Genomic DNA, 10,699 nt, shown 5'->3' on the forward strand with positions numbered 1-10,699 from the left:
GTTTTCTGCCGCGCCGAGGCGCCCGGAAGGGCACTCGACGACCACCTGTCCGGGTGGCGGAATGGCAGACGCGCTAGCTTGAGGTGCTAGTGCCCGCAAGGGCGTGGGGGTTCAAGTCCCCCTCCGGACACTCGTTGAGACAGCGACCTGAAGGCCCCTGCACCGCGGAGACGCGGAGCGGGGGTCTTCGTGGTTCCCGGGAGCGGCGCGCCACCGTTCGTCTCGGGCGTGCTCGCCGTCACGTCACCTCGGCACCGCTCCCCCGCAGGATCGACGACATCTTCTTGCCGCGCGCGACCTCGTCGACGAGCTTGTCGAGGTACCGGATCCGCTGCATGAGCGGGTCCTCGACGTCCTCGACGCGGATCCCGCAGATCAGCCCGGTGATGAGCGACGCGTCGGGGTTCATGCGCGGCGCGGCGGCGAAGAACTCCTCGAACGTGACCTCGTCGGCGAGGGCCCGGGCCAGGCCGTCGGCGTCGTAGCCGGTGAGCCACGTGATGACGCGGTCGACGTCGGCCGCGTCGCGGCCCTTGCGCTCGACCTTCGCGACGTACAGCGGGTAGACGCTCGCGACGCTCGTGCCGAAGATGCGGTGACCGGCCATGGTGGTCCTCCCTCGTCGTGCACGATCGTACGGACGGTGGTGTCGTGTCCCGAGCACCCCCGCCGCCCACCTACGCTGTCCCGCGATGATCTCTCGTGCCGAAGGGGCGTTCCTGGGTGCCGTCCGGGCGTTCCAGAACCCCATGCTGGACCTGCTCCACAAGCGGCACGCCCCGCTCGTCGTCGCGCTGCTCTCGCTCGTGTTCACGGCGGAGCGCCCGACCGTGCCCGTCGCCGACGCGCACACCGAGGTCGGCGACGCGCTCGACCAGCTGCGCGCGGCGGGGCACGGCGACGCGCTGCCGGTGGGCAGCGCGCGCGACCTGTGCCGACAGTGGGCGGACGCGGGGTGGCTCGTGCGGCAGGTGCTCGACGACGACGTCGAGGTGTACCGGCTCTCGGCGCACGCCGTGGGCGCGCTCGAGGTCGCGGGCCGCGCGGGCGGGGCGCGGGCGCGCGTGTCGCAGTCGCGCGTGCGGACGCTGCTGGACGCGGTCGAGCGGCTCGCGGCAGACGCGGACCCGGACGTCATGGTGCGCATCGCGCGGCTCGACGCCGAGGTGAAGCGGCTGCAGGCGGAGATCGCGCGGCTCGAGCGCACGGGCGTGGTCGAGGAGGTCGACGACGACGAGCTGCTCGAGGAGGCCGAGAACGTCCTGCACCTCGTGCGCGAGCTGCCCGCGGACTTCGCGCGCGTCGCCGAGTCGATCAAGGCCATGCAGCGCGACGTCGTGACGGCGCTGCGGCAGGACGAGCGACCGACGGGCGACGTGCTGCGCGAGTACCTGCAGCGCGGCGAGCAGGTCATGGACGCGACGCCCGAGGGCCGCGCGTTCTCGGGCGCGCTGCGCCTGCTGGGCGACCCGCACCGGCTCGACGAGCTCGCGACGCAGCTCGACACCGTGCTGCGGCACCGGTTCGCGGCACGTCTGCCGTCGCCGCGGCGGGCTGAGCTGCGCGACGTCGTGCGGCGCATCGAGCAGGGGCTGGACCAGGTGTTCGCGGCGCAGCGCGAGGCGTCGTACGTCATCACCGCGCAGGTGCGCAACCACGACCCGCTGCGCGACCGGCAGGTCGACGACCTGCTGCGCGACGTCATGACGGGCCTGCAGGAATGGCTGCCGGGCACGCGCCGCGCGCAGGGCGTCGCACCGCTGCGCCGCCTGCCGGTCGCCGACGTCGAGCACCTGCGGCAGACGCCCGGGGACCTGCGCCCCGCGCAGGCGCCCGACGCGCTGCCCGAGTGGGACGACGACGTGGCCGTGACGGACGCGGACGCGCGCGCGTGGGGCGGCCCGCACTACGCCGACCTCGACGCGCACCTGCGCGCGTTCGGCGCGGACTCCCCCGCGGTCGACCTCGCGGCGGCGTTCAGCGCGGCGCCGCCCGAGCTGCGGCGGCCGGTCGACCTGCTGGGCCTGCTGGAGCTCGCGCACCAGCGCGGCATGACGGAGAGCGACGAGCTGGCGTTCGTGGACGCGGTCCGACCGGACGGCACGCGCCGCCGGTTCGCGTTCGGCGCGACGAGCACGAGGACGAGGGACGAGAGCGATGACTGACACCCACGTCGTCCGGGACGACGCCGCCGGCGACACCGCGGACGGCGGCTTCATCGCGCCGGTCGCGATGGAGGACGACCCGGCCGAGCTGTTCGCGGGCGACACGGGCACGCTCGACGCCGACGTGCGGCGCGTGCTCGTGCGGCTGCTGCAGCGACGGTTCCTGCTGGCCGAGCGGCACCGCGCGCAGTGGCGCACGCTGCTCGAGAACCAGCAGGTCATCGAGTCGCGCCTGCACGACCTGTTCGTGCACCTCGTCGTCGACCACGAGCGCGGCATCGCGTACAAGCGGCAGGTGCGCTCGGCCGAGCTCGACGTGCCGGTGCTGCTGCGCGACGAGCCGTACACGCGCGCCGAGACGCTCGTGCTCGTGCACCTGCGCACGGTGTTCCAGCGCGAGCGCGGCGCCGGTGAGACGTCGGCGCGCGTCGACGTCGAGGAGCTCGAGGCGACGGCGCTGACGTACTTCGACCCCGACGACACGAACGTCGCGGCGCACCAGCGCGAGATCCGCACCGCGATCGCGCGCCTGGTCAAGGACGGCGTGGTCGACGAGGAGTCCGAGGGCCGCTACCGCGTGACGCCGCTGGTCGAGGTCGTGCTGAGCAACGAGCGGCTCACCGAGCTGCGCGAGTGGCTGCGCGCGCGCGACGACGCGGGCGACGCCGCCCCCGACGACGACGCGACTGACGAGCCCACGGACGTGGAGCCGGACGACGAGCCGGACGACGACGCGGATCCTGCCGACGGTCGGACCGCGCCGGACGACGAGGACGACGAGGACGGGCCCGGCCCGGGCGCGATCACGCTCGACGACGCCGTGCTCGACGACGGCGTGCGCGACGACGTCGTCGACGGCGGCCCCGACGACGACGCTGCCGGCGACGAGGCGCACGACGACGCGACGTCGGCCGGCGCCGACGCGCCCACCGAGCCGGTGCGCCTGCGCGAGGACGAGGACGAGGACGAGGACGAGGAGACGGCACCGTGACGATGGTCGACTCGCTGTTCGGGCTGATCCCCGCGGCGTCGACGGGTCAGCAGTGGGTCGCGCTCGACCTGCAGCTCGTCAACTGGGGCGGGTACGACGGCTACCACCGCGTGCGGCTGGCCTCGACGGCGACGCTGCTGTCGGGCGGGTCGGGCTCGGGCAAGTCGACGCTCATGGACGCGTACATCGCGCTGCTGATGCCGCACACGACGCCGTTCAACGGCGCGTCGAACGGCGGCGTCGTGGGGCGCCCGCGCGGCAAGGACCAGCGCAACATCCTGTCCTACGCGCGCGGCAAGCTCGACGAGTCCCGCACCGAGGAGGGCACGCGCGAGCGCGTGCTGCGCGGCGACGGGAAGGACACGTGGTCGGCGATCGCGATGACGTGGGCCGACCAGTCGGGCACGCGGTTCACGGCCGTCCGCGCGTGGTACGTGCCGTCGGCGGCGCGCACGCTCGAGGACGTCGGCGCGGTCCGCGCGACGTGCGACGGGCCGTTCGACCTGCGCGACCTCGAGGCCGCCGCGGGTCAGCGGCTCGTGCGCACGGCGGTCGGCGCGGCGGGGCTCACGTGCTTCGACACCGACCGCGAGTTCACGTCGCGCCTGCACTCGACGCTCGGCATCGGCGCCGCGGGCGACGGCGCCAAGGCCGTCGCGCTGCTGGGTCGCATCCAGGCCGGGCAGCAGATCACGACGGTCGACGCGCTGTACAAGGCGATGGTCCTCGAGGAGCCGGACACGTTCGCGACGGCCGACGCCGTCGTCGAGCAGTTCGACAAGCTCAGCGGCACGCGCGAGCAGATGATCACGGCGCGCCAGCAGGTCAAGGCGCTCGAGCCGATCCGCGAGCACCGGGCCGCGATCGAGGAGGCCGCGGCACGCCTGCGCGTGGTCGACGCGGTCGGCGGGTTCGACGACGGCACGTCGCCCGCCGCGGTGTGGCGCCACGAGCGGCGGCTGGGGCTGCTGCGCGAGGTCGAGGCCGACCTGCAGGGGCGGCACCGCGAGGCGCAGCGGCTCGCGGCCGAGACGTCGGCGCGGGTCGCGGCGGCACGCGCCGAGCTCGACGGCGTCAAGGAGACGCTGTGGGCGTCGGGCGGCGACCGGCTCGCGACCGCGCAGCGCGAGCTGCGGGGCGTCGCGGCACGGCTCGAGGAGGTCACGCGGGCCCGCGCACGGCTCGACGAGGTGCTGACGTCGACGCTCGGCGAGTCGGTCGCGTCGCTCGACGAGTTCACCGACCTCGTCGCCCGCGCGCGGCACGCGCTGGCCGACACCGACGCGAAGGCGAACGCGCGGCAGGCGCTGTTCGACGCGATGTCGGAGCGCAAGGAGGCCGCGGCCGACCTCGCGGTGCTGCGCCGCGACCACGGCGACGCGCGGCACCGGCACGACAACGTGCCGGGCGACCTGCACGCGACCCGGGCCGCGGTGGCCGAGGCCGCGGGCCTGACGCCCGAGGACCTGCCGTTCGTCGCCGAGCTGGTCGAGGTGCGCACCGAGCACGAGCCGTGGCGCGAGGCGTTCAACCTCGCGCTCGGCGGGTTCGCGACGCTCATGCTCATCGACGTCGCGCACCTGCAGTCGTTCCGCCGCGCGATCGACCAGGTCCGCACGGGGCGTCGGCTGCGGTTCGAGGGCGTGCCGACGGGGCTGCGCGACGACGTCGGCCTCGACGGGCGCACGATGCCCGGGCGCCTGGACTACCGGCAGAGCCCGTTCACGGGATGGCTCAAGGGTGAGCTCGCGTCGCGGTTCGCGTACGTGTGCGTCGACACGCCGGGCGAGCTCGCGCAGCACGAGAAGGCGCTGACGCGCGGCGGGCAGGTGTCCGAGGGGCGCCGCGGCGCGCACGGCGGGCAGGGCAAGCCGAACGTGCTGGGCTTCACCAACACGCGTCGGCTGGCGGACCTCGAGCGGCAGCTCGAGCGCGCCGAGGAGCGGCTGGCGGCCGCGACGGCGCGCGTCGACGAGGCCGAGGCCGCGTGGGACCGGCACGACTCGACGCTGCGCGCGTACACGGCGGTCGTCGAGCTCACGTGGGACCAGGTCGACGTCGAGGGCGTCACGGCCGAGCAGGCGCGCTGGGAGCGGGTCGTCGGCGAGGTCACGTCGGGCAACCCCGACGTCGTGCAGCTGCAGCGTCGCGCGTCCGAGCTGGAGGTGCTGATCCAGGACCTCACCGAGCAGCTGGGCCGCACCAAGGGCACGGCGACGAGCCTCGGCGAGCAGTGGTCGACGACCACGGACGCGGTCGACGCGGCGCAGGGCGCGCTCGACACCGCGCAGGACGCGGGCACGCAGCTCGACGCCGAGCAGCGCGCGTACCTCGAGCGCGTGCTCGGCGGCGCGGAGCCCGACCTGCCGCGTGCCGGTGAGCACGCGAGCGACCCGGCGGCGGCGCTCGCGACGTTCGACGCCGTGGTCGCGCGCGCGGCGGACCTGCTGCGCGCCGACCGGCAGTCCGCGCAGCAGACCGTCGCGGGCGGCCGCGACGCGCTGCGGCGCACGTTCGAGACGTTCGTCGAGCGCTGGCCCGACCCGAACCTCGGCACCGACCCGGACGCGTCGTACGGGGACTTCGAGCGGATCCTCGTCGAGCTGGAGACGCAGGGGCTGCACGAGCTCGAGGCGGAGTGGCGCGCGAGCCTGCTGCGCCTGTCGGGCAACGACCTCGCGGACCTGCACACGGCGCTGTCGCGGTCGGTGCGCGAGATCAAGGAGCGCATCCGTCCGGTCAACGACATCCTCGCGGACCTGCCGTTCGCGGACGACGACCACCGCCTGCGGATCGACGCGCGCGACACGCAGTCCACCGTGGTGGCGCGGTTCCGCAAGGAGCTGCGCGACCTGCGCGAGGTGCTCGCGACCGACGCGACCGACGCCGAGCGCGAGCGCCGCTACCACCGCATGGCCAAGGTCATCGACCGGATCCGGCGCACGTCCCCGGACTTCGTCGACCTCGTCGACGTGCGCCGGCACGTGCGGCTGTCCGCCGAGAAGGTCGACCTCGAGGGGCAGCACGTCGCGCTGTACGACCACATCGGCGAGAAGTCCGGCGGCGAGTCGCAGGAGCTCGTGGCGTTCATCGTCGGTGCGGCGTTGCGCTACCAGCTCGGCGACGCAGGCGCCGCACGCCCCCGGTACGCGCCGGTGTTCCTCGACGAGGCCCTCATCAAGGCCGACGCGCGGTTCACGGGTCGCGCGATCGGTGCGTGGCGCGGGCTGGGGTTCCAGCTCATCATCGGTGCGCCGAACGACAAGTTCAGCGCGCTCGAGCCGCACGTCGACCTCAAGTACGTCGTGCTCAAGGACGGTGCGGGCCGCTCGCGGACCAAGGCCGTCGCGGGCGTCGCGGCGGACGCGTCGTGACCGCGCACGCCGGCACCGACGTCACGGCCATGACCGCGCGGGCCGTCGCGGTGCGCGAGCTGTTCGCGCGGCGCGAGGCCGACGCGCACGGGCGCGCGTGGACGACCGAGGAGATCATGCTCGGATTCGTCGGCGACGTGGGCGACCTCGCCAAGATCGTGCAGGGCAAGGAGGGCGTGCGCCCGCGCGCCGACCTCGACGCCGCGCTCGCGCACGAGCTCGCCGACTGCCTGTGGTCGGTGCTCGTGCTGGCCGACGCGTACGACGTCGACCTGCCCGCGGCGTTCGACGCGACGATGGACGACCTGACGGCACGGCTGTCGCCGAGCGTGGTGCCCGGCACCTGACGCGCGCGGGAACTGGTCACATCGACGACGCGGGCCCTCGTCACTGGTCAGATCCGTGACCATTTCCGAGGTCCGACGGCTCGCCACGCGTGATCGAGCCGATCGGGGCGTCAGCGACCCGGGGGCGTCGTGCCTGGCGGGCGCCCGCCGAACGGGTTCCGTCCCCGGGAGGCGAGCACCGCGCACCCGGCGCCGAGCGACACCGTCGCGGCTGCCGTCGCGAGCATCCACGGGACGGACTCGTCGCCGCCGGAGAAGCCGATCAGCAGCACGAGGTTGACCAGCCAGTGCAGCACCGTCGCGAGGACCACACGCTGCCCGACCCCACGTCCGGCCGTGAGCGTGGCCAGCAGCAGCGAGAGGCCGACCGCCGCGACGACGAACAGGCCGTAGACCACCGGCCCGGCGGCCGCCACGTGCAGGTGCCCGAGGCCGAACAGCAGACCCGTGACGACGGCGGCGGGCACGAGCCGCAGCCGGGTCTCGAGGGCAGGCTGCACCACGCCGCGCCACCCCACCTCCTCGCCCGCGGCGCCCACGAGCTGGAGCACGAGCACGACGGCGAGCGGAGCGGGGAGCATCGCGGGGTCGAGCACCGGCCAGCGGGAGCCGGTGAGGGCCGCGACGAGCAGCACGACTCCCGCGACGCCGGCCGCCGCGACCAGCGAGACGAGCGACGGCCGCGACCACCCGCGCGTGGTGACGGCTGGCGCCGGCACACGCCCCCGCCACAGGGCCCAGACGACCAGCGCACCGCACGCCGTCGCCAGCTGTGTCAGGACGATCACGGACGTCGGCCACCCGGTGGGGTCCTGCACGGCCACCAGCAGCGGCGACGCGACCGCCGACACCACGACGAACACGAGCAGCACCGCCCAGACCGGGGCAGCGGCCGCGGTCGGCGTCGGTGCCGGTCCCGGACGGTCGCTGCGGACGTCGGTCATGGCCGGCCCCCTCCCCCTGCGCACGTGACGGCCGTCACGTGCTGCGCACGCATCCTGCCACGTCGCGCCGCCCCACCACTGGCACGTCCGTGCCCCGATGTCATCGGGCCGACCACGACCGGGCAGCGGCGCTCGCATCGGCCGCACGGCGGACGTGCGGCGCGCGCTGGGCGCAGCGATCGTGCTCCTCGCCGTCGCGCGACGCGTCACCGGGACCTCGTCGTGCGGGACGTCGCCTGGTGGAGTCCGCCGCCGCCCGAACGACAACTCGTCGCGCTCGAGCCGCACGTCGACCTCGAGCACGTCGTGCTCGAGGACGGTGCCGACGGGTCGCGGACCAAGGCCGTCGCGGGCGCGGCGGGCGACGCGTCCTGACGGCCGGACCACGGCCACGCGGGACGTTCCGCGGTCACGGTGCTCGAGGTGGCCGGCGGTGACCTGCGACGTCGCCGTCGAGCGGGTGAGATCGCGGGCGAAGGGCGAATCATCCCGTTGCGCCCGGGAATCGGGCGAGCCTAGCGTGTGACGCAAGTCACAGTTCGGGGGCGCTGCGACCGGGTCATCCCAGCCCCCGAGGGGGCACGGATGGACCAGCAGAGCTTTGCCCGAATCGTCGAGCGTGCGCAGAAGGACCCGGAGTACCTGAGAGCGCTCGTCTTCGCGCCCGAGACCCTGGTGCCGGACGTCAAGGACCACCTCACGCGACGCCAGCTGGGCGCCGCACTGTCCAAGAGCCCGGCCGAGGTCATCGCCCGGACGATCGGGATCGACCAGTACTGCGGCAACACCTGTACGTCGAGCTGCGACAACACCTGCGGCGGCAGCTGCGGCTTCACGACCAACCTCACGGACGAGGTGGCCGCACGGGTCACGTACTTCGCACGCGACCTCGAGCAGATCGCGGAGTGCGGGAACACCTGCACGTCCAGCTGCGACAACACCTGCGGCGGCAGCTGCGGGTTCACCACGAACCTCACCGACTTCGGCAGCATCGCCGCACGCGGCGGTCAGGCCTTCCGCTGAGACCGTGGACGCCGAGTCCTTCCGGCGACTCGTCGCCGAGGTCGAGCGCGACCCCGCCCTGCTCGCCGCCCTCCTGACCGGCGGCACGCAGGACGCCCGGCTCGTCGACCTGCTGCCCGAGGGGCGCCGCCGCGCCGCCGCGGGCGGTGCGGGCGCCGTCGTGCAGGCACGCCTCGCCCCGGTCCTCGACCGGCGCCGGCTGCTCCTCACGGCGGTCGGCGCGTCGTGCGACGGCAACGTGACGTGCTGCTGCACGTCCGGCACGTGCGGAGGGGTCACGTGCGGGGGCAACACGTGCGACGTCACGTGCTCGGGCGACAGCTGCGGCAGCACGTGCGGCGACTCGTGCGGCACGACGACGAACCTGCAGTCCGTCGCCGAGCAGGTCACCCGGGGGGCACGCCCCGGGGGCCGCACCGGGGGCGGCTTCCGGTGACGGACGTCGTCACCACCCCCGGGGTCGGCGCGCCGCGCACCCGCGCGGACGCCGGCCCCGGGGTCGTCGCCGCGCTCACGGCCGCTGGCCTGGACGTGCGGGTCGTGTGGCCGTGGGCGAAGGTCGGGCGCACCGACCGGCCGTCGGGGTGGAAGCTGCACCTCACGTGCGTGCCGACCCGGCTCGACCACCTGGTGCAGGTGCTGCTCGACGTCGTCGCACCCACGGGCGCGCCGTTCAAGGTCGCGCTCGACGCGACGGTCGTCGCGCTGCTCGACGAGGGCGGCCTGGGTGACAGCCAGGTCGGCAAGGCCGCCACCGTGTACCCCCGCACCGACGCCGAGCTCGGTGCGCTCGTCGCCGCGCTGCGCGAGGTCGACCTGCCCGGTCCGCACGTGCCCGACGACGTCTGGCTGGGTGGCCCGGTGCACGCGCGCTGGGGCACGTTCGACGGCGTCGTCACGCGCGACGTCCTGGGCCAGAGCGTCGTGCAGGTCCGCGCACCCGACGGGAGCCTCGTGCCCGACGCGTACGACCGCCACCTGGCCCGGGCGCGTTTCGCCACGGCGTTCGCCGGGACGCCGCTGGCCGGTCTGCAGCAGGACCCGCCGCCCGACCCGAGCGGGGTCGTCGGTGGCCGGTACGCGGTGGTCGGGGAGCTGCGTCGCACCGCGTCGGGCACGCTGCTGCAGGCGTTCGACCTCGCCTCCCCCGTGCCGCGCGCGATGATCCTCAAGCACGGCCGCGCCGGCACGCTCGCCGACCTGCACGGACGCGACGTGCTGGACCGGCTGCGCCACCAGCGGCGCATGCACGAGCTCACCGCCCCGCTCGGCGTCGCACCACGCTGCGACCCGCTCGTCGTCGTGCCGGGCGGCGCCGTGCTGCCGCTGGAGTTCCAGGCCGACGACAGCCTGGAGGCGCTCGTCGCGGCACGCGTCTCCGGGCGGTCGCTGGCGACGTGCGCGCCGGACGCCCGGGCGACGGTGCTGGACGCGTTGTCCGGGGTGGGGCGCTGCCTGGCCACGCTGCACGCGCTGGGCGTCGTGCACCGTGACCTGTCCCCCTCGAACGTGCTGCTCGCGCGCGGCCGGGCCGTGCTGTCGGACCTGGAGCTCGCGGCGGTGCTCGGCGACGGCACGCCCGTGCACGGCAAGGGGACGCCGGGGTTCATGGCTCCCGAGCAGCTGCAGGACGCCCCGCCCGACCCCGCGATGGACGTGCACGCGTTCGCCGCGCTGACGCTGTTCGCACTGCTCGGGGTCGACCCACGGCGCCTGCCGCGGCCTGAGCAGTCCGACGGCTGGCGCTCGCTGCGCCGGCTCGTCCCGGGCGTGCCGGACGCGGCGTGGGCGGTGCTGCGGCGCGCGATGGACGTGGACCCCGCGCGGCGGCCGCCGCTGCACGCCGTGCGCGACG

9 protein-coding genes, 1 tRNA gene and 1 pseudogene are annotated in these 10,699 nt (G+C 74.9%); 9 read left to right on the forward strand and 2 right to left on the reverse strand.

Annotation, left to right across the window (positions count from 1 at the left end; all coding sequences use genetic code 11):
- Nucleotides 1-47: 47 nt before the first annotated feature.
- Nucleotides 48-130, forward strand: a tRNA-Leu gene (locus CS2_RS11630).
- A 108-nt stretch (nucleotides 131-238) separates the two neighbouring features.
- Here CS2_RS11630 and CS2_RS11635 read toward each other — a convergent pair.
- On the reverse strand, nucleotides 239-607 hold the full coding sequence (locus tag CS2_RS11635; protein ID WP_070320122.1) for a DUF2200 domain-containing protein: 369 nt from the start codon (nucleotides 605-607) through the stop codon (nucleotides 239-241).
- Nucleotides 608-692: 85 nt separating this feature from the next.
- Here CS2_RS11635 and CS2_RS11640 point away from each other — a divergent pair, with 85 nt between their 5' ends.
- From CS2_RS11640 to CS2_RS11655, 4 genes and pseudogenes are all read left to right on the forward strand, one after another.
- Nucleotides 693-2,165, forward strand: coding sequence for a DUF3375 domain-containing protein (locus CS2_RS11640; protein WP_070320123.1), 1,473 nt, complete (start codon nucleotides 693-695; stop codon nucleotides 2,163-2,165).
- Nucleotides 2,158-2,835: pseudogene (locus CS2_RS11645) on the forward strand (DUF4194 domain-containing protein); the annotation flags it as partial. The gene CS2_RS11640 and the pseudogene CS2_RS11645, both read left to right, overlap by 8 nt.
- 317 nt (nucleotides 2,836-3,152) lie before the next feature.
- Complete coding sequence (locus CS2_RS11650) at nucleotides 3,153-6,530, forward strand: ATP-binding protein (protein WP_070320124.1); 3,378 nt, start codon at nucleotides 3,153-3,155, stop codon at nucleotides 6,528-6,530.
- Entirely contained in the window at nucleotides 6,527-6,877 is a 351-nt protein-coding gene (locus CS2_RS11655; protein ID WP_233421159.1) for a MazG nucleotide pyrophosphohydrolase domain-containing protein, read from the forward strand. Before CS2_RS11650 ends, CS2_RS11655 begins: the two co-directional genes overlap by 4 nt.
- A 110-nt stretch (nucleotides 6,878-6,987) precedes the next feature.
- On the opposite strand, the gene CS2_RS11660 is transcribed toward CS2_RS11655, so the two are convergent.
- The gene (locus CS2_RS11660; RefSeq protein ID WP_070320125.1) at nucleotides 6,988-7,821 is read right to left on the reverse strand and encodes a CPBP family intramembrane glutamic endopeptidase; all 834 of its coding nucleotides are present in this window, start codon (nucleotides 7,819-7,821) and stop codon (nucleotides 6,988-6,990) included.
- Between the two features lie 222 nt (nucleotides 7,822-8,043).
- Between CS2_RS11660 and CS2_RS18845 the strand changes: the two genes are divergently transcribed.
- From CS2_RS18845 to CS2_RS19565, 4 genes are all read left to right on the forward strand, one after another.
- Nucleotides 8,044-8,196 carry a hypothetical protein gene (locus CS2_RS18845; protein ID WP_156442115.1) on the forward strand — a complete coding sequence of 51 codons (153 nt, stop codon included), beginning with the start codon at nucleotides 8,044-8,046 and terminating at the stop codon, nucleotides 8,194-8,196.
- A 210-nt stretch (nucleotides 8,197-8,406) separates the two neighbouring features.
- Nucleotides 8,407-8,844 (forward strand): hypothetical protein, encoded by a 438-nt coding sequence (locus CS2_RS11665; RefSeq protein WP_070320126.1) that lies wholly within the window; start codon nucleotides 8,407-8,409, stop codon nucleotides 8,842-8,844.
- Between the two features lie 4 nt (nucleotides 8,845-8,848).
- Nucleotides 8,849-9,280 carry a hypothetical protein gene (locus CS2_RS11670; RefSeq protein WP_070320127.1) on the forward strand — a complete coding sequence of 144 codons (432 nt, stop codon included), beginning with the start codon at nucleotides 8,849-8,851 and terminating at the stop codon, nucleotides 9,278-9,280.
- On the forward strand, nucleotides 9,277-10,699 hold a 1,423-nt coding region (locus CS2_RS19565; protein WP_156442116.1), incomplete at its 3' end, for a class III lanthionine synthetase LanKC N-terminal domain-containing protein. The genes CS2_RS11670 and CS2_RS19565, both read left to right, overlap by 4 nt.

The sequence above is a fragment of the Cellulomonas iranensis NBRC 101100 = JCM 18110 genome (assembly GCF_001552375.1).
In the GTDB taxonomy this organism is placed as follows: domain Bacteria; phylum Actinomycetota; class Actinomycetes; order Actinomycetales; family Cellulomonadaceae; genus Cellulomonas; species Cellulomonas iranensis.